The organism is Glutamicibacter sp. JC586 (assembly GCF_009805585.1).
GTDB lineage: Bacteria > Actinomycetota > Actinomycetes > Actinomycetales > Micrococcaceae > Glutamicibacter.
This window is the reverse complement of record NZ_VHIN01000002.1, coordinates 472,485-496,911: the sequence shown is the minus strand read 5'-3', so window position 1 is coordinate 496,911 and position 24,427 is coordinate 472,485. Positions and strand designations below refer to the sequence as shown.

At 55.7% G+C, this 24,427-nt stretch carries 25 protein-coding genes; 14 read left to right on the top strand and 11 right to left on the bottom strand.

Annotated features, from left to right (window positions below):
- The first annotated feature begins 10 nt into the window (after positions 1-10).
- The 3 genes from FJV47_RS02450 (at position 11) to FJV47_RS02440 (ending at position 1,431) form a co-directional block, all read left to right on the top strand.
- Positions 11-787 carry a TIGR00730 family Rossman fold protein gene (locus tag FJV47_RS02450; protein ID WP_159609687.1) on the top strand — a complete coding sequence of 259 codons (777 nt, stop codon included), beginning with the start codon at positions 11-13 and terminating at the stop codon, positions 785-787.
- Between the two features lie 8 nt (positions 788-795).
- Positions 796-1,140: a DivIVA domain-containing protein gene (locus FJV47_RS02445; RefSeq protein ID WP_159609685.1), complete on the top strand. Its 345-nt coding sequence runs from the start codon at positions 796-798 to the stop codon at positions 1,138-1,140.
- Between the two features lie 123 nt (positions 1,141-1,263).
- Positions 1,264-1,431 (top strand): DUF3117 domain-containing protein, encoded by a 168-nt coding sequence (locus tag FJV47_RS02440; RefSeq protein WP_159609683.1) that lies wholly within the window; start codon positions 1,264-1,266, stop codon positions 1,429-1,431.
- A gap of 66 nt (positions 1,432-1,497) precedes the next feature.
- On the opposite strand, the gene FJV47_RS02435 is transcribed toward FJV47_RS02440, so the two are convergent.
- Positions 1,498-2,163 carry an O-methyltransferase gene (locus FJV47_RS02435; protein ID WP_159609682.1) on the bottom strand — a complete coding sequence of 222 codons (666 nt, stop codon included), beginning with the start codon at positions 2,161-2,163 and terminating at the stop codon, positions 1,498-1,500.
- A gap of 140 nt (positions 2,164-2,303) precedes the next feature.
- Here FJV47_RS02435 and sigE point away from each other — a divergent pair, with 140 nt between their 5' ends.
- Positions 2,304-2,921, top strand: coding sequence for an RNA polymerase sigma factor SigE (gene sigE / locus FJV47_RS02430; RefSeq protein ID WP_159609680.1), 618 nt, complete (start codon positions 2,304-2,306; stop codon positions 2,919-2,921).
- 80 nt (positions 2,922-3,001) lie between these two features.
- Positions 3,002-3,406, top strand: coding sequence for a sec-independent translocase (locus tag FJV47_RS02425; protein ID WP_159609678.1), 405 nt, complete (start codon positions 3,002-3,004; stop codon positions 3,404-3,406).
- A 9-nt stretch (positions 3,407-3,415) separates the two neighbouring features.
- On the opposite strand, the gene FJV47_RS02420 is transcribed toward FJV47_RS02425, so the two are convergent.
- The 3 genes from FJV47_RS02420 to FJV47_RS02410 are packed head-to-tail and all read right to left on the bottom strand — an operon-like array spanning position 3,416 to position 6,423.
- Complete coding sequence (locus FJV47_RS02420; protein ID WP_159609676.1) at positions 3,416-4,519, bottom strand: Mrp/NBP35 family ATP-binding protein; 1,104 nt, start codon at positions 4,517-4,519, stop codon at positions 3,416-3,418.
- On the bottom strand, positions 4,516-5,130 hold the full coding sequence (locus FJV47_RS02415) for a DUF1003 domain-containing protein (protein ID WP_159609674.1): 615 nt from the start codon (positions 5,128-5,130) through the stop codon (positions 4,516-4,518). Before FJV47_RS02415 ends, FJV47_RS02420 begins: the two co-directional genes overlap by 4 nt.
- 42 nt (positions 5,131-5,172) lie before the next feature.
- Positions 5,173-6,423 carry a magnesium transporter MgtE N-terminal domain-containing protein gene (locus FJV47_RS02410; RefSeq protein WP_159609672.1) on the bottom strand — a complete coding sequence of 417 codons (1,251 nt, stop codon included), beginning with the start codon at positions 6,421-6,423 and terminating at the stop codon, positions 5,173-5,175.
- Between the two features lie 132 nt (positions 6,424-6,555).
- Between FJV47_RS02410 and FJV47_RS02405 the strand changes: the two genes are divergently transcribed.
- The gene (locus tag FJV47_RS02405) at positions 6,556-7,440 is read left to right on the top strand and encodes a general stress protein (RefSeq protein ID WP_159609670.1); all 885 of its coding nucleotides are present in this window, start codon (positions 6,556-6,558) and stop codon (positions 7,438-7,440) included.
- An 88-nt stretch (positions 7,441-7,528) separates the two neighbouring features.
- Here the strand turns inward: FJV47_RS02405 and FJV47_RS02400 are convergent, their stop codons facing one another.
- The gene (locus FJV47_RS02400) at positions 7,529-9,076 is read right to left on the bottom strand and encodes an aminopeptidase P family protein (RefSeq protein WP_159609668.1); all 1,548 of its coding nucleotides are present in this window, start codon (positions 9,074-9,076) and stop codon (positions 7,529-7,531) included.
- A 65-nt stretch (positions 9,077-9,141) separates the two neighbouring features.
- Between FJV47_RS02400 and FJV47_RS02395 the strand changes: the two genes are divergently transcribed.
- Complete coding sequence (locus FJV47_RS02395) at positions 9,142-9,987, top strand: PHP domain-containing protein (protein ID WP_159609666.1); 846 nt, start codon at positions 9,142-9,144, stop codon at positions 9,985-9,987.
- Here the strand turns inward: FJV47_RS02395 and FJV47_RS02390 are convergent.
- The 6 genes from FJV47_RS02390 to FJV47_RS02365 form a co-directional block, all read right to left on the bottom strand.
- Positions 9,972-10,880, bottom strand: coding sequence for a site-specific DNA-methyltransferase (locus FJV47_RS02390; RefSeq protein WP_159609664.1), 909 nt, complete (start codon positions 10,878-10,880; stop codon positions 9,972-9,974). The two genes, FJV47_RS02395 and FJV47_RS02390, sit on opposite strands and share 16 nt — an antisense overlap.
- Before the next feature lie 51 nt (positions 10,881-10,931).
- Entirely contained in the window at positions 10,932-12,557 is a 1,626-nt protein-coding gene (locus FJV47_RS02385; protein WP_159609662.1) for a DEAD/DEAH box helicase, read from the bottom strand.
- A 252-nt stretch (positions 12,558-12,809) separates the two neighbouring features.
- Positions 12,810-14,264, bottom strand: a complete 1,455-nt coding sequence (locus tag FJV47_RS02380; RefSeq protein ID WP_159609660.1) for an RNB domain-containing ribonuclease — start codon at positions 14,262-14,264, stop codon at positions 12,810-12,812.
- A 124-nt stretch (positions 14,265-14,388) separates the two neighbouring features.
- Complete coding sequence (locus tag FJV47_RS02375; protein ID WP_159609658.1) at positions 14,389-14,610, bottom strand: DUF3107 domain-containing protein; 222 nt, start codon at positions 14,608-14,610, stop codon at positions 14,389-14,391.
- Positions 14,611-14,674: 64 nt separating this feature from the next.
- Positions 14,675-15,298 carry a TetR/AcrR family transcriptional regulator gene (locus FJV47_RS02370; RefSeq protein WP_159609656.1) on the bottom strand — a complete coding sequence of 208 codons (624 nt, stop codon included), beginning with the start codon at positions 15,296-15,298 and terminating at the stop codon, positions 14,675-14,677.
- 137 nt (positions 15,299-15,435) lie between these two features.
- A complete protein-coding gene (locus FJV47_RS02365; RefSeq protein WP_159609654.1) occupies positions 15,436-16,776 on the bottom strand; it encodes a glutamyl-tRNA reductase in 1,341 nt (446 codons plus the stop codon).
- Positions 16,777-16,923: 147 nt separating this feature from the next.
- On the opposite strand from FJV47_RS02365, the gene hemE reads away from it, so the two are divergent.
- The 7 genes from hemE (at position 16,924) to hemB (ending at position 24,425) form a co-directional block, all read left to right on the top strand.
- A complete protein-coding gene (gene hemE / locus FJV47_RS02360) occupies positions 16,924-17,979 on the top strand; it encodes a uroporphyrinogen decarboxylase (protein WP_159609652.1) in 1,056 nt (351 codons plus the stop codon).
- Between the two features lie 99 nt (positions 17,980-18,078).
- Positions 18,079-19,635, top strand: a complete 1,557-nt coding sequence (hemG, locus tag FJV47_RS02355) for a protoporphyrinogen oxidase (RefSeq protein WP_159609650.1) — start codon at positions 18,079-18,081, stop codon at positions 19,633-19,635.
- Between the two features lie 97 nt (positions 19,636-19,732).
- The gene (hemQ, locus tag FJV47_RS02350) at positions 19,733-20,419 is read left to right on the top strand and encodes a hydrogen peroxide-dependent heme synthase (protein WP_159610069.1); all 687 of its coding nucleotides are present in this window, start codon (positions 19,733-19,735) and stop codon (positions 20,417-20,419) included.
- The gene (locus FJV47_RS02345) at positions 20,416-21,621 is read left to right on the top strand and encodes a ferrochelatase (RefSeq protein WP_159609648.1); all 1,206 of its coding nucleotides are present in this window, start codon (positions 20,416-20,418) and stop codon (positions 21,619-21,621) included. The genes hemQ and FJV47_RS02345 overlap by 4 nt, the downstream gene beginning before the upstream one ends.
- The gene (gene hemC, locus FJV47_RS02340; protein ID WP_159609646.1) at positions 21,618-22,592 is read left to right on the top strand and encodes a hydroxymethylbilane synthase; all 975 of its coding nucleotides are present in this window, start codon (positions 21,618-21,620) and stop codon (positions 22,590-22,592) included. Before FJV47_RS02345 ends, hemC begins: the two co-directional genes overlap by 4 nt.
- A gap of 10 nt (positions 22,593-22,602) precedes the next feature.
- Positions 22,603-23,421 carry a uroporphyrinogen-III synthase gene (locus FJV47_RS02335; protein ID WP_159609644.1) on the top strand — a complete coding sequence of 273 codons (819 nt, stop codon included), beginning with the start codon at positions 22,603-22,605 and terminating at the stop codon, positions 23,419-23,421.
- A gap of 20 nt (positions 23,422-23,441) precedes the next feature.
- The gene (hemB, locus tag FJV47_RS02330; RefSeq protein WP_159609642.1) at positions 23,442-24,425 is read left to right on the top strand and encodes a porphobilinogen synthase; all 984 of its coding nucleotides are present in this window, start codon (positions 23,442-23,444) and stop codon (positions 24,423-24,425) included.
- Positions 24,426-24,427: the final 2 nt, after the last annotated feature.

Here is a 24,427-nt window from a genome sequence, read left to right as displayed (position 1 = left end):
GAGTGAAGTCATGGTTCATCAGCGAAAGAGTGAAAAGAACGCTCGCGAAGGGCAAGCGCGCCACATTGAAGCGAGCTGGCCCGGCAAGCGTCCCGACGAGCAGCTTGATCACTACCTTCTGGAGAGCCCGCAAGAAGACGTGACGCACAGCGATCTGTGGCGCGTTCTTCGTATTCAATCTGAATTTGTCAACGGATTTGGAACCCTAGCCGGTACCGGGGAAGCGATTGCAGTTTTTGGCTCCGCACGCACAGATCCCCAGAGCCCCTACTACAAGATGGCGTATCGTATTGGCGCCCGACTAGCCGAGGCTGGAATTACCACCATCACTGGTGGGGGGCCAGGCGCCATGGAAGCGGCTAACAAAGGTGCGGCGGAGAATGACGGAATCTCCATTGGTCTGGGCATCGAGCTTCCTTTCGAGACCGGCCTGAACTCCTCGGTGAACAAAGGGCTGAATTTCCGCTACTTCTTCGTTCGCAAGACGATGTTCGTCAAATACTCGCAGGGTTTCATCGTCCTGCCTGGCGGATTTGGTACCTTGGATGAACTCTTCGAAGCCCTGACCTTGGTGCAGACGCAGAAGATCACCAGCTTCCCGATTGTCTTGGTGGGAACCAAATACTGGGGTGGCCTCGTCGATTGGCTGACCAATACCTTGGCTGCTGAACGAGCGATCTCGCCCAAGGATTTGGACCTGTTCATGGTGACCGATGATCCCGACGAGGCTGTCGACTTTGTGTTGAATGCAGGGAAGAAGAAGACCGATTCGAAAGACGCGCTCTAGGGGAGTACATGCCGTTCTTATTGATCCTGATTGCACTTCTGTTGGTTGGTGCCGTGGCCTTATTATTTTCAAACCAGCGGAAAAAACTCGGCACCGGTCGACACTTTGAATCTTCTAATGAACCGGTAGTGGGCCTGGTTGAGCATCAAGCGTCACTGCCACCGGTGTTGCTGCCCGAGCATCCTCGCGCCGATCATATCGACAAAGTTCGCTTTTCGCTGGGGTTGCGTGGCTATCGATGCGATCAAGTGGATGAAGTTCTCGATGTGCTTGCGGCAGAAATTACTAGCCTTGAAAATACGATTCGTGACCTGCAGTCACGGCGTGTGATTAGCGACACGAGCGAAAATTAGTAATAATAGAAGATAAGAGTCCCAACTCAGCCGGGAATATCGGTGGAGCATGGACAACGCAAGCGGTAGTGCGTGACGCAAAAGCTCGTCACGCTCGTTAGCCCAGACGAAGGGAACAGCTTAATGGCTGCAATGAAGCCACGCACCGGCGACGGAGCAATGGAAGTTGTCAAAGAGGGCCGGAGCCTCATCCTACGCCTACCAATTGATGGCGGGGGACGGCTTGTTGTTGAGCTGAATAGCGCTGAAGCGACTGAGCTACGTGATTGCCTGCTCAAAGTCACTGACTAATCTTTCCTGATTGCCCGCAGCGATCGTACTAAAGGACCGACAAAAGCGTCGGTCCTTTTGGCATTTCTAGCGAGTTTTAGCGGTAGGCTGTGGCAACACTGTAGCCACGAACAAACCCTGCTCGCTGGGGAACAGGTGCGTCTGCAGCCGTGGGTCTTCGCGAAGCATTCGCAAAGCATCTCGGGTCATTACCGTAGAGGTACGACGTACGGCGGGTTTGGCCAGTCGGTGATCGTCAAAAGCATTGTTCAGGATGATCACACCACCGACACCAACAATGCGTTTAGCTTCGGCAACATATTCAAGTAGTAGCTCTGCGCCAGCATCGATTAGCACCAGATCGTAGGCGTGATCAGCTAGCCGTGAGAGAACATTTTCTGCACGTTCGTTGATGATCCTCGCCCGCGCCAATGGGATACCGGATTCTCGCAATCCTTGACGCATGGCATTTGCATGTTCTAAATCGGACTCGATGGCAGTCAGGGTCAAGGAAGGGCCGACGGCTTCAAGCATTGCCAAGGACGCGACTCCTACTCCGGATCCGATCTCCACCGCGCTACGTGGCCGACGCAAGGTGCACAGCAACTGCAACATGGACCGCCCTGCCGGATCGATGCACCGCACTCCTAAATCCTCTGCGCGTTCACGAACCTGCGCCACGTGCTCAGGCTCGGTGACGTGGTTCTGAGCATAGGTCCAGCTCGCAAAGAGTTCTGGATTCATCGAAGGCATGGGTAGTGGTCCTCAATAAGGTTGTCTGATTTCGTCCACTACTAATCGTACCCAGCGTGGACAGCGAAGTTGTTCAGCTTGATAGTTCTCCCGCAGGGGATTCTTAGCTTCAGCTCAGCTTGTCGCCACATACTTGAAGAGTGAACAATGTACTTAGTGATTCAGTCTCTGCCTCTGCGGCACAGGAAACCACGACGCCTACGTGGGACCAGATGGTCCAAGAACATGGCGAACAAGTTTTCCGACTGGCCTACCGTCTGACCGGTAACCGCCAAGATGCTGAAGACCTATCCCAGGAAGCATTCGTTCGCGCGTTCAAAGCCTTGGACAAGTACACCCCAGGCACCATGGGTGGGTGGTTGCACCGCATTACCACCAATATTTTCTTGGATCAGGCCCGCCGCAAAAGCAAAATCCGTTTTGATGCTTTTGCAGAGGGTGCCGAAGAGCGGCTGCCAGGCAGTGTGATCACTCCCGAACGCTACTTCGAATTCAACAACCTTGACGTTGACGTTCAAGAAGCCTTGCGCTCATTGTCTCCAGAATTCCGCGCGGCCATTGTGCTGTGCGACATGGAAGGTTTCTCCTATGAAGAGGTTTCGCGCATTCTTGACGTAAAGCTTGGAACGGTTCGTTCGCGAATTCACCGAGGCAGGGCCATGCTCCGTGATGCGCTGGCTCACCGCAACCCGGCCAACCGTCCGCCAAAGACCATGTCGCTACCGAGGATTCCACGAGGTTTGCGCGCAGCAAACTAAGCGTTGCTGTTGGCTGAGCGTCACAGGACATGTGGCGCGGTGACTTCGTGAGTTTGTCCGAGACAAGGTAATCTTTTTACGTGGATCTTTTTGGAATCAATGGTAGCGAGTTCATTGTTCTCGCAGTGCTCGCGGTAGTCATTCTTGGCCCCGAAAAGTTGCCTGAATATGCCAAAAAACTTGCCAACCTTGTCAAAGAGGTGCGGCGCATGGCCAACGGTGCCAAAGAGCAGCTGCGCGAAGAGGTCGGCGACGAAGTTGCAGACATTGACTGGAAAAAGCTGGATCCCCGACAATACGATCCACGCCGCATCATCAAAGAAGCTCTCATTGCTGAGTTTGATGACGCCGTCAACGTAGCAAAGGAAAAGCCCAGTACGCAGGTAGCGCCCGCTCCGGTACGAACCGCCATCGAAACCCAGACGCAAAAGCAGGCTCCGCTAGCAGATAATGAAGCGGCTCCCTTTGATTCTGAAGCTACCTAAAGCCTTCGCCTAGAACGACATTGGCAGCGATCGCCCGGCTAGTCCGCGCGGTCGCTGAACTAGTTTGCTGACCAAATCCACCAAAGCGGCGGCCGCGGGTGAAGTAGGGTCACTGAGCACTACAGGCTTTCCCTGATCAGAACCGATTCGCACCGATTCTTCCAACGGAACCTGCGTCAGCAGTTCGACGCCATAACCAAGCTGGCTGGTCAAGGAAGCGCTGAGTTTAGCCCCTCCTCCAGAGCCAAACACCTCCATGCGTGTGCCATCAGGCAATTGCAGGAAGCTCATATTTTCTACTACGCCGATGACCTTTTGATTAGTCTGTAAGGCAATCGTTCCGGCTCGTTCTGCGACTTCGGTAGCGGTGGATTGAGGCGTAGTGATAACCAGCAGTTCACTGTTGGGCAACAGCTGCGATACGGAGATCGCCATGTCACCGGTGCCAGGGGGCAAGTCTAAGAATAGGTAGTCCAAATCGCCAAAGTAGACATCGGAGAGGAACTGTTCCAGAGCGCGGTGAAGCATGGGACCGCGCCAAATCACGGGCTGATTTGAATCCAAGAACATGCCGATGGAAATGACCTTCACACCATGTGCCACCGGCGGAAGGATCATCTCATCCATGCGCGTCGGGTTTTGCGTAATGCCCATCAAAGAAGGGATAGAGAACCCGTGAACATCTGCGTCGATCAGTCCAACCTTCAAGCCTTGGGCAGCCAGTAACGTGGCAAGATTGGCGGTGATTGAGGACTTTCCGACACCACCTTTTCCGCTGGCTACAGCAATGACGCGAGTCAGCGACTGCGGGTCAGAAAACGGTGTTCGTCGGCTTGCTAAGCGTTCGCGTAAGGCTGCACGTTGTTCTGGATCCATGACACCTAGAGTTACCTGGACGTCATGGACTCCTGGCACGCTAAGTGCTGCTGTACTCACGTCTTTTTCGATAGTTGAACGCATGGGGCATCCAGCAACAGTCAATAAGATCGTGACGTGCGCGGTACTACCGACCAGCTGGGCGGAATCCACCATATCTAGTTCGGTGATGGGGCGGCGTAGCTCTGGGTCATTGACCTTGGCTAGAGCCTCAATCAGTTCAGGTGAATTGCTCACTTGTTGTTGGACTTCCGCTTCTTTGACTGCTGGGCACTAACCGTTTCCATCAGCCCGGTCTGTGGCGATGAGTTCTTAGCGCTGTTCTTTTTCTTGGCGCGAAGATGCAATTCTTCGCCTTCAGTGGTTTCCAACAGTTCCTCGAGAACATTGCGAAGCTCGGAACGAACGTAGTCGCGTGTTGCAACGTCACGAAGTGCCAAGCGTAGGGACGCCAGCTCTCGGGTGAGGTATTCGGTGTCGTAAAGGTTACGCTCTGCACGGGCGCGGTCTTCGGACAGCGAGACGCGGTCACGGTCATCCTGACGATTCTGCGCCAACAACAGCAGCGGAGCAGCATAGGAAGCCTGCAAGGAGAGCATCAACGTCAACGCGGTGAAGCCGATAGCAGCATCGTCAAAACGCCAGCTCAAAGGCGCCACAGAGTTCCAAATCAGCCAGAAGGCGCAGAACACCGTCATGTACAGCAGGAACTGAGGAGTACCCATGAAGCGGGCAAACTTCTCCGTCACCGAACCAAAAAGGTCGGGATTGGGGGAGAACTTGGGCCAGAACCGTTGTCGTGCTGCTAGTGGGGTGTCCAGGCCATTTGTCTTACGCTGCTCAGCCATAGCTGGAACTCCTCTGCTGATCTGTCTATTGATGGGGCTCGTTTAGTCCTGAGAGCGCCAGTCATCGGGAAGGATATGGTCCAAAATGTCATCGACGGTGATCGCTCCAACGAGCCGACCCTCTTTATTGGTCACACCCACGCTGGTGAGGTTATAAGTTGCTAGATGCCTGACGACTTCGGAGATATCTGCCAGGTCTGACATCGACTCAAGTTCGGTGTCAAGAATGTCACCTAAGGGTTCGGGAGGGGCTGCACGTAACAGCGCCTGAATATGAACCTGTCCTAGGTACCGTCCGGTGGGCGTCTCCAGTGGAGGACGCACGACGTACACGGTGGAAGCCAACGCAGGACTCAGCTCTTCTAAACGAACCGACGCTAGGGCTTCAGCCACGGTGGACTCTGGGGTCAAAATGACCGGCACGGGAGTCATCACCGAACCAGCGGTACCCTCTGGGTAGGCCAGCAGACGGCGAACATCCTTGGCTTCGTCCTCATTCATCAAGTCCAACAGCTGGTGCTTGGTTTCTTCGGCGACACCGGCCAAGAGGTCCGCGGCATCGTCCGGATCCATTTCCTCAAGCACGTCGGCCGCACGCTCTAGGCCTAGGGCCGAGAGGATCTCAACCTGCTCGCGGTCCGGCAATTCCTGAAGCACGTCCGCAAGTCGTTCATCTTGCAGGTGAGCAGCGATTTCCAGGCGACGCTTCTCATTCATTTCATGCAGTGCGTCGGCGAAATCTGCGGGTTTCATTTCATCGTGTGTAGCCACGAAGGTGTCAGCGGACTGTGGTTCTTCCTGGGATCCATGGCGCAGATCTTGCCAAGACACCAAGACCTTATCGCGTTTGCGTGAACGTAGACCTAGCAGCGAGGACGTCGGTACGCCGCGCTGAACGTAGTACTCGTTGATCTCCCAGTCACCGCGACGGGTTTGAGTTAATCCAATATCCTCAATGACACCACGTCCTGAGCCGTCGTTAAAGGTGATGGTGCGGTCAAACATCTCGGCAACAACAAGGATCTCTTGTCCGCGCTGTTGGAAACGACGCATATTGACCAGACCAGAACAGATCACCTGGTTGGCTTCCATAGACTGAATGCGGGTCATCGGTACGAAGACTCGACGTTTGCCGGGTACCTCGACCACAAGACCAACACAAGCCGCGGCCTTTTGTGGTCCGCGGGAAACCACGACGACATCGCGTAGTCGGCCCAAACGGTCGCCCAAGGGGTCGAAGACATCTAGCCCCAGGAGCCGGGCAACGAAGATTTTAGACACTGGTGCGCTCACCTATCTAGACTATCGTGTCCCACTGTTCATCGCGGTGTGCAAAGCCACAGCGAAGCTACTGTTTCTTTCACCCTCAGCGATAGTTACTTCACAACTAGGCAGGCTCACAGTAAACCTGTGCACAATGTAGATATGACCTCGCCTCATAGAGTAAATTCGATCAGCACCAACGGTTTGCCTCGCGGAGAACTGCTTGGACGTTACACCAGCTACCTCGACGCGCAGAAGCTCGTTGATTATTTGGCGGACAATGACTTCCCGGTTGCATCGGTGAGCATTGTTGGTAATGACGTACGCACTGTCGAGCGAGTTACCGCGAAGCTTTCCTACCCGAAGGTAGCACTGGCCGGTGCTGCTCAAGGTGGCATGATGGGCCTATTTGTCGGTCTTCTCCTCTCGCTGTTTGGCGGCGGTGGAAACGGTTTGTACCAGATCCTGTCCTCTATTGGCCTGGGCATGGCGATCTGGATGGTCGCTGGTGTGGTGAGCTATTCCACGCGCCGTGGTAAGCGCGATTTCGCTTCCTCCAGCCAGTTTGTGGCGACAAGTTTTGATGTTGTTGTGGACTTTGAGCAGGCGCAGGCTGCCCGCGCGCTCGCTTCAAAGCTTCCTATGCGCCCGCAGCAGGGTTCGGCACAGCAACAGCCAGTGCAGCATCCTCCTGTGCACCAGGCGCCAGCTCAGCAGGCACCGACCCAATCACAGCAGCAGACGCCGGTGGCAGATAACATGCAGCCACAACCAACTCAGGATCCAGCCGGCGTAGAAACTGCCACGTCGCGTAAGGGGCAGTTCCCTGACTTGCCCGATGGACGTCCGCGCTATGGTGTGCGCGTGAACGAACCGAAGCCAGCGGCAGCAGCAACAGAGCCTACTGCTAAGCCAACCGAAGAATCATCGGCACCAGTTGAGTCGGAAAGCAACGAAACTAATGAGGATCTTTCAACCGTTGAACCAACGGTGAATTCTTCTCAGTCAGGCCAACACCGAGCCAAAGATGATGACTCGGAAGCCTAAAACTTCAGAGTAAGAACTTGAGGGTCTCGGTGATATTACAGATGCAATATCACCGAGACCCTCAGCGTTTAAGCGTTAGCTCACAAACTTAGCTGCGAAGACTCGCCATCCATGATTCGACCTCGTCCGGGTTACGCGGCAGAGCGGCACTCAAATTCTCGGCGCCATCGGCGGTGACCAGAATGTCATCTTCGATGCGAACACCTAAACCACGGTACTCTTCAGGGATCGCCAGATCTTCATCCTTGAAGTACAGGCCAGGTTCGATGGTGAAGACCATGCCTTCCTTCAACTCGGCATCTAAGTACAGCTCTGCGCGAGCCTGTGCGCAGTCGTGAACGTCCAAACCCAAGTGGTGGCTGGTGCCATGCGGCATCCAACGACGGTGATGCTGACCTTCTTGGCTCATGGCTTCTTCAACCGAAACAGGAAGGATGCCCCACTCGGAAAGACGCTCTGCCAAAACGCGCGTAGCGATCAGGTGAAGGTCACGGAATTTCAGACCTGGCTTCACGGCTGCGAAAGCCGCGTCAGCAGCGTCGAGAACTGCCTGATACACCTTGCGCTGAACCTCGGTGTACTTGCCAGAAACGGGCAGCGATCGGGTGATATCTGCGGTGTACAGGGATTCTGCCTCTACACCGGCATCAAGCAGGAGCACTTCACCTGGGGAGACAGTGCCGTTGTTACGGATCCAGTGCAAGATCGTGGCATTGTTGCCCGAAGCCGCGATGGTGTCGTAGCCCAACTCATTTCCTTCAAGGCGGGCACGGGCGAAGAACGCGCCCTCAACCACGCGCTCACCTCGCTGGTGTTCGGTGGCCTTATCCAAGTTACGGACAACATCTTCAAAACCGTTGATGGTCGCGGCGACGGATCCACGCAACTCGGCAATTTCGTACTCATCCTTGATCAGACGAATTTCTGAAACGACTTCAGATAGCTCGGTATCCAAAGCATCGCTGGCTTCAAGATCCTGCGCTGTATTGATCCGAGAAGTATCAACCAGAGCATCCATGTTCATGTCGACTTCACGCAACAAGCGGATTCGGATGCCACCCAGTGCCTGCGGTCCGGCATTCTTGGTTACAGCCAATTCCAACTGTTCCAACGGCTCGGTCGGTAAACCGGTACGCGCCGAGAGAGACGACAGCGTCGGACGCGGACCAACCCAGAACTCACCGGAACGGGAATTTAGGTAAAAATCGGTGGTGTCGCGTCCAGCCATTGGAGCGAAATAAAGGGTAGATACGTGGCTGCTGCCGTGTTCGCCAGCGCCATCGTCGGTGGGTTCCATGACCAAAACCGCATCCGGCTCATGATCGACACCCAAACCTGTGAGATGAGCGAAAGCCGAGTGCGGACGGAAGCGGTAATCGGTGTCGTTGGAGCGGACCTTCAACGGGCCAGCCGGAATAACAATGCGCTCACCGGCAAAGTTTTCCGAGAGCTTAGCTCGGCGGGCCGCAGCGTACGACGCGGCCGCATCTAGTGCCGGCAACTGCGAGTTGTCGGTAGCCCATGAGGAAGCCATGAATTCTTGGAATGCCTTGGACGTTGGACGCTGGGAACGGTTGTTCACTCGGTCTTCCAACGGCTGATTGGTCCCTGCTGCAGGTGATTCTTGATTGGTCATAGTCCCAGTGTGTCACCAACTGCGCGGTCCCAGCAAAGAATCAGCGCAAGGGATAATCTAGGAATATGCGAATTGACCTGCACACCCACTCAAACGTGTCGGATGGTACTCAATCTCCTTCCGAATTGATCCGTTCGGCTGCCGATGCTGGCTTGGATGTGGTGGCGCTGACCGACCACGACCAAACCACCGGCTGGAGTGAGGCGGCGCAAGCAGCTAAGCAACTGGGAGTCGGATTGATCCCCGGAATGGAAATCACCTGCCAGGATCCGAATGGGATAAGTGTTCACCTGCTCAGCTATCTACATGATCCGACGTACCAGCCGTTGCTGGATGAACTTGAGCTATCGCGAAATGCTCGAATCATTCGTGCCCAGCACATCGTGGAGCTATTGGCGGAGGACTATCCGGTCAGTTGGGACTTGGTCAATGAGCACTGCCAACCCGGCGCAACCATCGGGCGCCCACATATTGCCGATGCTTTGGTTGCTGCCGGTGTCTCCGAAAATCGCAACGAAGCGTTCGCGAACATCTTGTCCTCGCGTTCCAAGTACTACGTGGCTCACCCCGCCGTTCGACCAGCAAAGGCCGTCCAGCTAGTACGTGAGGCCGGAGGAGTGCCAGTATTTGCTCATCCCAAAGCGTCGCTTCGCGGACGAGTTGTACCTAACGAGACCTTTTACGAGATGATCGATGCAGGTTTAGGTGGAGTGGAAATCCACCACCGTGACAACAGCGAAGAAGGCAAAAAATGGCTTCTGGATCTTGCCGCCAAGAATAATCTGATCATCACCGGATCTTCGGATTACCACGGAACCGGAAAAGTAAACCGGCTCGGTGAGAATGTCACCGAGCCGGAAATGCTACAACGTATTATTCAGGAAAGTACCGGTACTCAGGCCTTGATGTAGGACGTCGTATCCGGCAAGCGTGAACGCATGACTTCGATAGCTTCAGTATTCTGATCAATCAAGACAAACTTGCGTCCAAGCTTTCCGGCGACCGCTCCGGTAGTACCGGAACCGGCAAAGAAGTCCAGTACCCAATCGCCAGGACGGGAAGACGCCGAGACAATACGACGCAAAATACCTTCAGGCTTTTGTGTCGGGTATCCAGTCTTCTCTTTGCCAGTCGGGGAAACGATGGTATGCCACCACACGTCGGTTGGTAGCTTCCCCAAGGCTCGTTTCTCTGGAGTCACCAGACCCGGAGCCATATACGGTTCACGGTCTACTTCGGAAGAATCAAAGTGATACGACTTCGGGTTTTTCACGTACACCAAAATGGTGTCATGCTTCGCCGGCCAACGATTTTTCGCTCGCGCCCCGTAATCGTAGGCCCAAATCAGTTCATTCAAGAAGCTGTCACGGCCAAAAATCTCATCAAGGAGCACTTTGACGTAGTGAACCTCGCGGTAGTCGAGGTGCACATACAGGGTTCCATCCTGCGCCAAGAGACGGTGTGCCTCGCGCAGCCTTGGCTCAATGAAACTTAGGTAATCGTCAAAGGTGTCGTGATAGGAACGGGCCGCACCAAGCTCGGTGTTGTACGCCCGACCTTGAAAACCGGTACGGTCACCTTCACCGTCAGCAGCACGGACCATCGTTCGCTGAGCACGGGTCTGTTTGCGTCCGGTGTTAAATGGAGGATCCACATAGATCAATGTGAAGCTCTGCTCGGGCAGAGCCGAGAGGACACTCAAATTGTCACCGTGGTACACGGTATTGGCAGTCGCCGGAGCTGATGATGAATCATCATCAGCTCCGGTTTCAGGGATTGCTGATTCTTCGGGTTGAGCAAGCACCGCTGGCTTAGATTCCTTTCGGAAGAACGAACTAACTGGTGGGACTAGAAACTAGTCCTGTCCACCTGCATCGGTGCTACGGGTACGACGACGCGGACGGCGACGACGTTCCTGTGCCGGCGCATCTGAGCCCGTTTGAGCGGAATCGTTGGCCTGGTGCGATTCGCGATGACGTTCGTTCTCACGTGCCGGGCGGTCCTGCTTGCCCTTGGAGTGACCGTGACGTGAACCCTCTTGCTCGTTACCGGCGTTGTTTTCTGTGCGCTGTTCGCGTTGCTGGCCATTCACGGTACGGGTGCGGGTTCGTGAATTGTTGCGACGACGAGGAGTGCGCTGCGAATCTTCGCGACGCTCTGAACCTTCACCTTCCGCAGCGGCAGCCTTCTTTGCTCGTGGCAAGCGGCCCTTGGTTCCCTTAGGAATGTTCAGGTCCGTGAAGAAATGAGGCGACGAGGAGTAGGTCTCCACTGGCTCTGGAACGTTTAACCCTAGAGCTTTGTTGATCAGTGACCAGCGGGGAACCGAATCCCAATCAACAAAAGTCACCGCGGTGCCGGTATTGCCAGCACGACCGGTACGTCCAACGCGGTGTAGATAGGTGTTCTCGTCATCTGGGCACTGCAGATTGACCACATGGGTAACGTCATCAACATCGATACCACGGGCGGCGACATCGGTAGCAACCAGGATTTCGACCTTGCCGGAGCGGAAAGCTTTCAATGCCTGTTCACGAGCGCCCTGGCCCAAATCACCGTGCAAGGAACCAGCGTTGAAGCCTCGATCTACGAGCTCGTCAGAGAGCTTGGCCGCTGAACGCTTGGTCTGGGTGAAGATGATGGTCTTGCCACGGCCTTCAGCCTGCAGTAGGCGGGCAACCATCTCGTCTTTGTCCATGTTGTGGGCGCGGTAAACCAGCTGACGGATATTGCGCTTGGTCAGCGAGTCGTCGTCTCCCGGATCCTGCGCACGAATGTGGGTCGGGCGGGTCATGTAACGACGAGCCATGGTGATCACAGCGCCGGGCATGGTGGCCGAGAACAGCATGGCCTGGCGTACAGGAGGCAGGGCAGCGAGGATACGCTCTACGTCGGGAAGGAAACCCAAATCCAGCATTTCGTCAGCTTCATCGAGCACAACGGTGCGTACCTGCTTAAGGTTCAGCACGCGCTGACGATTCAGGTCGATCAGACGGCCTGGGGTTCCAACGATCACGTCAGTGCCGGCCTTGAGGGCATTGATCTGCTCTTCGTAAGGGCGGCCACCGTAGATGGTGGTGATGCGGATGTTCGAGTGCTTGGACGCCTGCGCCAAGTCGGAACCAACCTGAATGGCTAGCTCACGCGTTGGAGCGACGATCAGTGCCTGCGGTGCACCCGGGAATTCAAGACCTTCGTAGCCCTTGTCGCCTTCTCGGATCACACGCTGCAATGCAGGGATACCAAAGCCAAGGGTCTTACCGGTACCGGTCTTGGCCTGACCAATGATGTCATTTCCACCCAAAGCAACCGGAAGGGTGAGTGCCTGGATGGGGAAGGGATATTCGATCCCGGCTTCTGAAAGGGAAGCGACAATGTCTGAACGGACCTTGAGGTCAGCAAAGCTCTGCTGCGGTGCAGCTTCGACGTTCTCGGTATCTAGGGTTTCGGCAGCTACGGCTGCCACAGTCGTGTCAGTCACGATATTAATGTTCTCGTTTCATGTGGGCCCAGCAGTGTGGTGAACCTGCAACATTTGTTGTTGTGAGCTCAACGTGCTGTGCTATTCCAGCGGAGCCGATCGCGTCGTTTCACTTAGGAGAATTTCATTCACCTATGGGATGGTGACCGCTGGGAAGCCACCAAGATACTGTTTTATTTCTCAGCCCATTGCGATCGGGCATCCTATTTTCTAATAGCCCAAGCATAGCGGGTTTTAGTCAAAAACCTTGGGTTAGGAGTTTTGGACCACGATTTCAAAGCTAATCTGACGCTTCGTCGGATCTGCGAGCACTAGCTTGGCGGTGACCAAGGTGCCAGGTTCGCCGGGTCCGGAGAAGCTGCCGGTGACCGGCAAGTCCACCAGCTGAAGCTGCCCGTTGGCCCCCTTAGATTCTGGGTCGGCTCGTTGACCTTGCACCACGATGGCCTGGAACTCTTCGCCGACACGGTGCTGTAAGAGAACCGCCTCCATGAGATCTAGGGCAGCTTTGTTGACCCGATTGGCTGCTGCAGAGCTTGAGCGCATAAGTTCGGGAAGCTCTTCCAATGCTGTTCTCAGCTGGTCAGGGATGTTCTGATTTTCGGTCAATATGCTGCAGGTCAAAAGGACAAAGCGATCCACCAAGCGGCGCAGTGGAGCGGTCGTATGTGCGTAGGGTGAAGCCAAAGCCGCCTGGATGAGTTCTTCCTCCGGCTGAGAATTGATGACCTGATAGTCTGCCCCACGGAATAGCGATGCCGCTCGGTGCATGATCACCAGTTGTTTCGGATCGCTGACATCCAAGGTGTGCAGGTACTGGCCGTAGCTGGTCTTCTCATCCCATGGGTGTCCAAGCAGCTGGGTCTGTGTACGGAAGTCTGTTAATGCCTTGTCTTCGGGCTTGGGCATCGTTCGAAGAATTCCGACCCCTGCCTTGAGCATAAGCTGCGCCGCGGCGATGCCAGTTAGCAAAGAGATCTGAGCGTTGTGATTTTCCAGGGGCAAAGGGACTCGGCTTACGAGTTTGTATCCGTTAGATGTCTCTTCTATCTCTTGATCGGGCAGTGTCAGCGAGGCGCCCCCACGAGACTGTTCTTGCTGTGTTCGTAGTGCACCAATCTCGGCGAGCAATTCTAGTTGCTGATCTTTACTGGAGCCATCCAAGCTCTTCTGAGCCGACGCGTAATCCAGCTGCGCCCGTGACTTTATACGAGCTCTGCTCAGCTCAACATTGACTAGCGCTGCCTGGGTATCAAGGGTCATTCTCCAGTGGAATGCCGGGCGGACCTCATTCGGGAGGAGGGAGCCTTGATCTTCGGAGATTAACGGGGGATGCAAAGAAATCTTGCGGTGTGGCAGGTAGAAAGTCTGACCGCGCTGGCGTGCAACGTCATCGAGTTTGCTACCTAGTTCCACAAAAGCGGGAACATCAGCGATCGCGTAATTGACGACATAGCCAGACTCGTCTTTTTCCAGATACATCGCCTGATCTAGGTCTGTGGCACCTTCGGGATCAATGGTGAAGAATGGAATGTTGGTGGCGTCATGCTCTGGCAAATCGAGGTTGGCTACGGCGGCCTCGGCAGCTGCAAGAGTCTGCTGGTCAAAGGGCGCAGGGACGTCAAACTCGGTTTCCAGTCCGAGCAACAGCTCGGCCAAGTCTGGAGTAGGTGCTGGACGTGGGCTGCGAATTCGTGGTTGGGTCACCCTTTAGCAGTACCACAAATTAGTGAAGTAAATCACCATTACGGCGCAAAAAATGGCTGGTGTCCCGAGAACGGAATACCAGCCATTTCACCTCAGGCGCCGAGCGCCAAACGAAGTTTGTGCTTTACTGGGCGAAGCCGACGCGACGAACTTCTTCTGGGCCAACTTCAACGTAAGCGATGCCAGCGGAAGGCACCAAGACCTCGCGGCCCTTAGGATCCTTTAGTGCCAAAACGCTACCGTCGGCAATAGCCTTCGCGACCAGGTCGTTGACTTCTGCGTTGCTGAGCTCGGATTCAAGTACAACTTCGCGGGCTACATTCTGAATGCCAATGCGGATTTCCATGATTGTCGCTGATCCTCTCGAACGATTTAGGTGTCCCGTATGGGTCCTCTGAAGACTAATTTAGCTAGTTTTCCTTGGGGAACTGCGAAATTCCGCGCCAAGCTAAACGCGAGATCAAATCAACGGCGGTTTCCTGGTCTACCGGATCATCGGTGGAAGCCCAATATCGAGCGGAAACCTGGGACAATCCGGCCAGTGCACGACCAGCCAGAAGGCCCTCGGCTTCACTCATGTCGGTGTCTTTGACGACAACGCGCGCGATGGAAGAAGCCAGTTTGTTATTGAAGCGCTCAATGCGGCCAGCGATCAGCTGATCGGCCAAGACATCTGATTCAAAAATGAGACGGTAAGCCTGAGATTCACTCTTGATATAGCTGTAATACGTGTTGATGGTTGCGAACACGCGCTGGCGGTTATCGGTTGTCGAGCTGATGGCATCTTCGAGCTTCTTGCTGAAATCAGCCAAGTGGGAGTCCAGTAGGGCGAGATAGAGTTCGCGCTTGCCGGGGAAGTGCTGGTATAGCACGGGTTTTGAAACCAACGCCACCTCAGCGATTTCATCCATGGAGGCGCCATGGTATCCATGAGCTACGAAAACTCGGTGTGCTGCCTGCAATAGCTGTTGACGCCGTGCCTCACGAGGCATCCGCTGTGGGCGGGCACCTTTGCTATTTTCAAGTTCCGTCATATCAAATCCGGCCTTTCCAGCTACTGCGCGATCTTTTACCCGTTCAATTTCTCAATTGAGCGCAGAGATCTATCTGGAAGTAGTATTCCATGCTTTGACTAGGAATGCAGAACTGTAAATCAGGAAGCGAGGATTAATTATGCCGATTTTGCTTCGTCGGTGACCGGGCAGGTGGCTGACTGGGCGCTGGTCTCTTGCACTTCCGGGACCTGGGTCAACGGGTTGACCTGCGGCTCGTCCAGTTCAATACCGTACAAAGTCTCTAGCGCCGAGACATATTCGTCGGTGCGACCTTCACCAGCGAGTTCGCGGGCACGGATGGTTGGAACATGCAGAAGCTGGCGAACCATGCGTCGCATTGCCAGCTCCACTTCTTCGGCCGCGGCCGTACAACCGTGCTGTGCACGTACCTTGGCGATTTCCTGATCGAGGACCGCTTTGGTGTGTTGGCGCAAGGCAACAATCGCGAAGTCTGCTTCACGCTCACGTTGAGCCGCCGCAAATTCGGCCGTCGCTTTCTTCACGATGCGGCTGGCTGCATGCACGGCCATGGCTTGTTCGGTAGGAGCTGCCATTCGCACAGATTCAAGAGTGATCAACTCGGTATCTGGCAGTTCAACCAAGGTTGGATCAAAGTCGTGAGTTAGGGCCATGTCGATGGCGATCAACGGGTGATTCTTGACTCGTGGGGTTTCAAGCTCGGCGCGCGAGATTTGGTGTCCACCACCGGAACAGCCAACAATGATGTCAGCCTCACGTAATGCCTGAGGCAAAAGTTCGTCCGTTAGGGGGAAACCCGAACGCTTCGTGGTGAAATCAGCGGCGCGGCCCGAATGGGAGTACACGGAAACGCGTTTGACGCCCCGCTCCTTCAACAGTGCCATGGTGGCTCCGGCATAGGAACCGGTGCCGAACAGGACCACGTCTTGCTCCGACCAATCACGATCGCCAGACATGAGCTCTTCGGCGAGGTCCAAGGCTACGGATACGACCGACTTGCCTTGCGTTCCTAGATCCGTGTGTGAGCCGACATCTTTGGCAGCCCGGGTGGCGTTTTGGAACAAACGGGTGAGGTTGCTTGTGGTGGTTTTTTCGGTCTGTGCCTGAGTCAGTGCGCGTCGGACCTGTCCGGCGATTTCGCGTTCACCAACAACAGCTGAATCCAGACCAGCACCCACCGAGAAGAGATGCTCAATAACTGGTTCGCCTTCAAGACTGGTCAAATGGCGAGCCAAAAAATCGGGGGAGAGATCGGTGGTCTCGGCAAGCTTATTGACTAGGTGATCGGTAGCATCATCAACTTGTTCAACATCCGCATACACCTCGAAACGGTTGCAGGTTGCTAGAACGACGGCACCATTGATGGCTGCCGAACCGTTAACGGAGGCAGCTGCCAGCCCGTCGGCCGAAGCGCTAATTTGCGCGACGGTCTCAAGATCGAGCTGCGAATGCGAAGCGACAAGAGATAAGAAAACCACAGTGTCCCCAGAATAAGACGGAACGCTCAGGCAAACAATGCAGGTGAGCCTAAATCGGGGCCGTTTTAGGGGGTTAGGTTGCTCACCTTCACCTGCGGGCGAACGTTCTGAATGGGCTTTAATCTCAAGACTTGGCAGAATTAGAGTATGACCCTGTCGCAGAACCATCCGATGCTTGATGGACGTACCCAAGATTCCGCTTTGATCCAAGCTTTGACGGGCAAAACGCCCTCGCATCACCCAGTATGGTTCATGCGCCAAGCTGGCCGCTCGCTGCCGGAGTATCTTAAGCTGCGCGAAGGCGTCAGCATGCTTGATTCATGCCTGGATCCAGCGATGGCCAGCGAGATCACCTTGCAGCCGGTACGCCGTCACAAGGTGGATGCAGGCATCTTCTTCTCAGACATTGTCATCCCGCTGCGTCTGGCAGGAATTGGTGTGGACATCGTCCCGGGCGTTGGCCCAGTACTTGACACCCCCATCCGCACCGCCCAGCAGGTTGCTGCACTTCCAGAACTCACCGATGAGTCCTTAGAACCAATTCGTGAAGCGGTGCGTCTGACTGTTGCGGAACTTGGCTCCACCCCACTGATCGGTTTTGCCGGCGCCCCATTTACCGTCGCTGCCTACATGGTCGAGGGTAAGCCAAGCCGCGATCACCTTGGCCCACGCACCATGATGCATTCAGACCCAGAGGTGTGGGACGGGCTGATGCGCTGGGCAGCGGATGCCTCGGGTAAGTTCTTGCGGGCACAGGTTGAAGCAGGCGCGTCGGCCGCGCAGCTCTTTGACTCGTGGGCAGGATCCCTGTCACTGCCAGACTACGAAAAGTTTGTTGCCCCTTACTCTTCGCAGGCTTTGGACTTCGTGCGGGACCTAGGCGTTCCACTGATCCACTTCGGTACCGGCACCGGGGAACTGCTGACCGCTATGCGCGATATTGGCGTGGACACCGTTGGCGTGGATTACCGAATTCCACTAGAAACCGCCATCGGCCGCTTGGGTCAGGATGTTTCGGTTCAGGGCAATATTGACCCGGCGCTACTGACTGCCCCGTGGGAAGTATTAGAGGCACACGTGCGCGAAGTAGTTGAAGCGGGTAAGCAGGCTCGTGGCCATGTGCTAAATCTGGGTCACGGCGTCCCACCAACTACGGACCCGACGGTGTTGAGCAAAGTGGTAGAGCTCATTCACTCACTGTAATTCAACGGGTCTAAGCTGGGAGTAATGCCTTGGGTTAAGGGATCAGGCCCCAACCCAAGGTAATCGCTGCAATGTGTGAAGGTAGAAGGTGCTAAGTACGTGAGTAAGGAATCATCGCCAACTTCTGTAGGGCGTTCTGAGAATGCTACGCAGCCTGCCGCCCACGCTGTGCGCTTACTTGAAAAGGTACGCAAGGCCAACGAATCCCGACACAACAAGAGGACACCTGCCGATGAACCTCAGCCGGTAGTGCCCCACGCCGTGATCATTGGCGGTGGTATCGCCGGACTAGTGGCTGCCCGTGAACTACGCCAGACCGGGCACGAAGTTACTGTCTTGGAGGCCAATGACAGTTTCGGTGGTAGCGTTCGAACCGCGCACGTCGCCGGACTACAGATTGATGCCGGCGCTGAATCCTTCGCCCAGCGTGGTGGAAGCGTTGCCGCTTACCTCGACGAACTGGAGTTGGGTCAGAAGATCGCAAAGACTTCGGGACAGTCAGCCTGGATGATTCAAGGTGAGAACCAAGACATTGTGGCACATCCGATGCCTACCACCGCATTACTTGGAATCCCGAGTGATGTGCGTACCGATGAGGTACGAAACGTCATTGGCCGGGCAGCTACCGTGCGTGCCGCTGCTGATCTGATTACGCCCATGAGCAAGAAATGGGCCACCGAAAAGCTGACTATCGCCGAGGTGGTTCGTACCCGGATGGGGCAAGCAGTGCTTGACCTGCTGGTGTCGCCGGTTATCAATGGGGTGTACTCCACCGATCCGGCCAAGATTTCTATTGATGCTGCCGTACCGGGACTACGCCAGGCAATGCAAGAAACTGGTTCGCTGGCTCGTGCTGTGGCTAAACTCCAAGCTTCGGCCCCAGCAGGTTCACGCGTCGGTGGACTAGAAGGCGGCATGTACACGCTGGTTGACACGCTCGTGGATCAGTTGACCCAAGACGGCGTTGCGCTGGTTCGAAATTCTCCGGTGGAAGCCATCAAGCATCTCCCACAGGCCGACCGGCCATACACCGTGTGCAGCCTTGGCCAAGAACTTCACGCAGACCGAGTTGTTGTGGCCACTGAGGCGGCTGCTGCGTTGAAGCTGCTGAACCCACTCTTTGACCCCGAAGCGCAAATCAGCGCCGAAGACACCTCCAATTCCATTGCGCTGGCAATTTTGGTCGTCGATAAACCCGAGCTTGATGACGCACCGCGCGGTTCGGGCGTACTGGTCAATAAGAATGCACCGCTGACCGCCAAAGCATTAACACACTCCACCGCGAAGTGGCCTTGGCTCGCCAACGAGGCCGGGCCAGGTACCCACGTGGTGCGTCTGTCCGTTGGCCGTATTGGAGAGTCGGAACCAGTCGTGGAATCTGGAGACGACCAGGCCCTGATCGAGTTGGCCATCAAAGACGCTTCAAAGATTCTAGGTGTTCAATTGCACCGGGATGATGTTTTGGGAAGTGCCGTTTCGCGCTTTAGCGACATGGTGCCGCTACAAGGTGAAGCCGCAATGCAACGTCGCAAAGAACTTGAACGGGCGCTGGACACAATGGACGGGCTCGACGTGGTTGGAGCCTGGGTTTCAGGTACCGGCTTGGCCCGAGTTATCGCTCAGGCACGTCGAGCCGTAGCAATCAGCGCCCGCTAAGACTTCAGCAACAATTTTGGACTCACAGTCCATGAAAAGATCCGCAGAACAAGGAGAACATCACGTGAGCAACGCACCCGAGCACAATTCGCCCGTTATGAACGAACGCGCGAATGCGGGAGAGAATCCAACTTTCTTCTACACGCTCTGGACCATCTTTAAGCGTTCACAAATTGTGGAACGTAGCGAAGCAGCTGCCAGCGAATTTGATGCACTGATCGCTGAGCTGGGCACCGAGGGCGCCACAGTACGTGGCATCTACGACGTATCGGCCATGCGCGAAGACGCTGACATCATGGTGTGGGTCCACGGACCATCGGCTCAGCTGTTGCAGGCTTCATTGCGCAAGATTCGCCGCTCTGCATTGCTCGAAGGCACTGAAATTGTGTATTCGACCATGGCCGTGCACCGTGAAGCGGAGTTCGCTAAGAACCACTCACCAGCCTTCGCCCGTGGCATCCGCGCTAAGGAATGGATGACTGTTTACCCGTTCGTGCGCTCCACTGACTGGTACACCATGGATCCAGCCGAGCGTGGCAAGATGCTGCGTGACCACGGCATCCTAGGCCGCGAATTCCCTAACGTTCTTGCCAACACCGTCGCGGCCTTCTCCTTTGGTGACTACGAATGGCAGATCTGCCTCGAAGCAGATGACATGATCGATCTAGTCGATATGATGCGTCACTTGCGTTACACCGAGGCGCGCCACCACGTGCGCGAAGAGACACCGTTCTACACCGGTCGGAAAATCTCTGCCGCTGAGGTGCTTGAGGTACTCAAGTGAGCCAGAGCTTTGACCCACGCCAAGGATATGACCAGAACGGTCAAATGATTCCCAAGGCGTATGACGCACTCTTGCTTGCCTCCTTTGGTGGTCCAGAAGGCCAAGACGATGTCTTGCCATTTCTGCGCAATGTCACCGGTGGCCGCGGGATCCCCGATGAGCGCCTTGAAGAGGTAGCCGTACATTATCGCAAGAACGGTGGCATTTCACCGATCAACGAACAGAACAGGGCGCTGAAGGCGGCGTTGGAAGCGGAGTTGGCCACCCGTGGCATCAACCTGCCGATTTACTGGGGCAACCGAAACTGGCACCCGTTTATCAACGACACCCTGTCACAGTTGGCCGACGATGGTCACCGCAAGGTGCTGATGCTAGGCACCGGTGCGTACTCAGGCTATTCCGCTTGTCGCCAGTACCGTGAAGATCTGGGGATGGGTCTGTTGGCCACCGGACTTGATGGTGTTCTGGAAGTAGACAAGATTCGACAGTTCTTTGATACCCCGGCCTTTGTCCAGCCTTTTGTACAGAGTCTTCGGGTGTCTCTGGGAAAGGTCCGAGTCCAGCTGGAAGAAGCAGGGAAATCGGATCAGCCACTGAAAATCGTGTTCGTTACCCACTCCATTCCGATGGGGGACGCTCAGGCTGCTGGTCCCAAGGAAATCCGCGAGGCCAACAGCGAGAATCTTTACACCGCTCAGCACCGCGCGGTAGCTGAATACATTCTGTCTCAGGTTGAAGAAGCGCAGGGTCTGGAGTATTCACTGGTGTACCAGTCGCGCTCTGGTGCACCGCACATGCCGTGGTTGGAACCAGATATCAACGATGCTTTGGAAGCGGACGCTGCTGCCGGTGTCGCCGGCGTTGTAGTTGTTCCTATCGGATTTATCTCGGATCATATGGAAGTTCTCTGGGACCTGGATACCGAAGCGAAGGATACCTGCGCAGAACTTGGTTTAGCCTTTGACCGTGTAGCGACCCCAGGAACTGAGCAGGCCTTCGTCTCTGGTCTGGTTGATCTGATTGAAGAGCGACTGCTCGGCCCCGATGGCAAAGCCCTTCGTGAAGGTCGCGCCTCGGTGGTACAAGGTGGTCCTTGGTTTGATGTCTGTCGACCTGGCTGCTGCGAAAAGCGTGCACTTGATGGCAAGCTACGTCCAACCATTGCCGCCGTAGATTCGGAAGTGGGGGTGCCTTCGGCATGAGTGAATCCTTCCGGGTAGGAACCCGAGGCAGTGCGCTGGCCACCACGCAAACCGGGTGGGCGGCGCAGAAGTTGGCTGAGATCTCTGGCCTAGAGGTTGAAACTGTACTGGTGAAAACCGAAGGTGACGTAGTCACCGGGTCACTGGCCACTTTGGGCGGAACCGGGGTGTTTGCTGCCGCCCTGCGTCAACGACTTTTGGATGCTGGGTGTGATCTTGCCGTTCATTCACTTAAGGACCTGCCCACCGCACAGCCCGAGGGACTGGTTCTTGCCTGCATCCCAGAGCGCGAAGACGTTCGTGACGCGTTGTGCTCTCACGATGGCCTGGGCTTAGACGACCTGCCTCAGGGCGCAAAGGTTGGCACCGGATCACCTCGCCGTGCAGCGCAACTTTTGGCTCACCGTGGTGACCTTGAGATCGTTGATATCCGTGGCAACGTGCCCACCCGTTTGGGCAGAGTTAAGGGTATCGGCGAAACCTTGGACGATGGCAGCGTTGGTCGCGCCACCCAGGGCGATCTAGACGCAGTGATCCTGGCCGCGGCGGGAATGCGCCGACTGGGCCTGGAGAATTACATTACCGAGTATCTTGATCCATCCATCATGCTGCCTGCCCCGGGTCAAGGGGCATTGGCGCTGGAAGTTCGCAGTGCTGGCAGTGGCCACGAGGACTTGGATCGGGCGCTGGCTTCCTTTGATGATCTACCTACCCGCAGGCAGGTTGTCGCCGAACGATCCTTGCTTTCCACCTTGGAAGCCGGATGTGCTGCTCCTATCGGTGCACTGGCTCATGTAGAGGGCAATGAACTGGTACTCGAGGCGGTGGCATGCAATCCTGATGGCTCCGAAGTGATGCGTCGCAGTGCCCGCACTTCTGCTGATTCGATTCAGGCAGCCGAGCAGCTGGGCCGAGACTTGGCTCAGTCGATGATCGCTGACGGTGCAGCTGTCGTGGCCGGTCTAGCCTAAACAACTGCACATGACCTATCACGCTCTGATCTTACGCAACCCGGCGCGAGCCGAGGCGACAGTGCAGGAATTTGATCAGCTGGGTATCACCTCGTGGTGTGCTCAGCTGATCGAGACCATCTGGCCTGCGGATCGTCGCGAGATTGAAGTGATGACGCACCAGTTGGTGGATGGAGCGTATCAGTGGCTGGTGATCACCAGTGTCAATACCGTGCGGGTGATTGAACAATTGCTTCAGGGCAAGGAACTGCCACAGGATTTGCGCATCGCCTCGGTCGGTCACAAGAGCAGCGAAGCGATTAGTAGGTACCTGGGTCGAACGGCCGATTTTCAGCCAGAGCTACAATCAGCCGCTGGCATGGTAGAGAGCTGGCGACCAGAGCGCGACGCGCGAATCTGTTACCCACATGGTGATTTATCCAGTTCTACGTTGGGCGATTGGCTAACTAATCTTCGGCTGAATGTTGACGAGTTTATTGCCTACCAAACAGTTAACGCTGATAGTGGGGGAGTTGCCCTTGATGCGCGCCTGCCCACACAAGAGATCAACGTTCTGCAGGTTCACGAAATCAGTGAGAAACTGGATTCAATTGATCTGGTGATCTTTTCGGCGCCATCGGTGGTACGGCGCTTTGCAGAACTGGTGAGTGGATCAATTCCGCCGACTTTGCGCACCATTGCCATTGGCCAACCCACCGCGTCGGCCCTGGAACGGGCACTGATCCCGGTCAACGCAGTGGCTGGCGCACCAACCCCGCAGGGCCTAGCCCAAGCGGCCAAAGATTTACTTCAGCTGCCCGGTAGACCCGGGGCTGAAGAAGAACAGTAGTCAAGACAGAAAGTAGTGTTATGGGTTTCCCTGAGCATCGTCCTCGCCGATTGCGGCAGAATCCAGCTATCCGTCGTTTGGTAGCCGAAAATGAGCTATCGACCAGGCAGCTGATCCTGCCAGCTTTTGTCCGCGAAGGATTGGGCCAGGCAAATGAAATCACCTCCATGCCGGGCGTGGTGCAGCACTCGATGGATTCGCTCAAGGCTGCTGCCAACGACGCTGCAGAACGTGGTTTGGGCGGCATCATGCTCTTCGGCATCCCTGAAGAACGTGATGAAACAGGATCCGCAGGACTCGACCCTCAAGGCATCTTGAATCAGGGCATTGCCGCAGTTCGCGCTGAAGTGGGCGATGAACTGGTGGTCATGTCCGATGTCTGCCTTGACGAGTTCACCTCACATGGCCACTGCGGTGTGTTGGATGCCTCCGGTCAAGTTGATAACGACGCCACCTTGGAAATTTACGCGCAGATGGCGGTGGCACAGGCCGAGGCCGGTGCCCACGTGCTTGGCCCATCGGGCATGATGGACGGCCAGATTGCCGTGATTCGTCAGGCCTTGGACCAGGCTGGACGTCAGGATGTCTCGCTACTGGCCTACAGCGCCAAGTATGCCAGCGCTTTTTACGGTCCATTCCGTGAAGCAGTAGATTCCCAGCTAGTGGGTGACCGTCGCACCTATCAGATGGACGCTGCCAATCGTAGCGAAGCGGTGATCGAAGCCGAGCTGGATATCGCCGAGGGCGCCGACATGATCATGGTCAAGCCGGCGATGAGCTACTTAGATATCGTGCGCGATATTGCCGATTTCTCCCCGGTACCGGTTTCTGCATACCAAATTTCGGGCGAGTACGCGATGATCGAGGCCGCCGCGGCCAACGGTTGGATCGACCGCAAGGGTGCAGTGCTTGAATCCTTGCTCTCCATCAAGCGCGCCGGTGCCCAACAGATTCTCACATACTATGCAGCCGAAGTTGCCGGCTGGCTCAAGGAAGGTAAATAAGA

Bases quoted from the DNA above. Each gene is read 5' to 3' on its own strand.
- FJV47_RS02335 (WP_159609644.1), top strand. From the start codon at position 22,603: ATGACCTATCACGCTCTGATCTTACGCAACCCGGCGCGAGCCGAGGCG.
- FJV47_RS02395 (WP_159609666.1), top strand. From the start codon at position 9,142: ATGCGAATTGACCTGCACACCCACTCAAACGTGTCGGATGGTACTCAA.
- FJV47_RS02450 (WP_159609687.1), top strand. From the start codon at position 11: ATGGTTCATCAGCGAAAGAGTGAAAAGAACGCTCGCGAAGGGCAAGCG.
- FJV47_RS02440 (WP_159609683.1), top strand. From the start codon at position 1,264: ATGGCTGCAATGAAGCCACGCACCGGCGACGGAGCAATGGAAGTTGTC.
- hemQ (WP_159610069.1), top strand. From the start codon at position 19,733: ATGAACGAACGCGCGAATGCGGGAGAGAATCCAACTTTCTTCTACACG.
- FJV47_RS02435 (WP_159609682.1), bottom strand. From the start codon at position 2,163: ATGCCTTCGATGAATCCAGAACTCTTTGCGAGCTGGACCTATGCTCAG.
- hemB (WP_159609642.1), top strand. From the start codon at position 23,442: ATGGGTTTCCCTGAGCATCGTCCTCGCCGATTGCGGCAGAATCCAGCT.
- FJV47_RS02445 (WP_159609685.1), top strand. From the start codon at position 796: ATGCCGTTCTTATTGATCCTGATTGCACTTCTGTTGGTTGGTGCCGTG.
- hemC (WP_159609646.1), top strand. From the start codon at position 21,618: ATGAGTGAATCCTTCCGGGTAGGAACCCGAGGCAGTGCGCTGGCCACC.
- FJV47_RS02415 (WP_159609674.1), bottom strand. From the start codon at position 5,130: ATGGCTGAGCAGCGTAAGACAAATGGCCTGGACACCCCACTAGCAGCA.
- FJV47_RS02370 (WP_159609656.1), bottom strand. From the start codon at position 15,298: ATGACGGAACTTGAAAATAGCAAAGGTGCCCGCCCACAGCGGATGCCT.
- FJV47_RS02375 (WP_159609658.1), bottom strand. From the start codon at position 14,610: ATGGAAATCCGCATTGGCATTCAGAATGTAGCCCGCGAAGTTGTACTT.
- FJV47_RS02405 (WP_159609670.1), top strand. From the start codon at position 6,556: ATGACCTCGCCTCATAGAGTAAATTCGATCAGCACCAACGGTTTGCCT.
- FJV47_RS02400 (WP_159609668.1), bottom strand. From the start codon at position 9,076: ATGACCAATCAAGAATCACCTGCAGCAGGGACCAATCAGCCGTTGGAA.
- hemE (WP_159609652.1), top strand. From the start codon at position 16,924: ATGACCCTGTCGCAGAACCATCCGATGCTTGATGGACGTACCCAAGAT.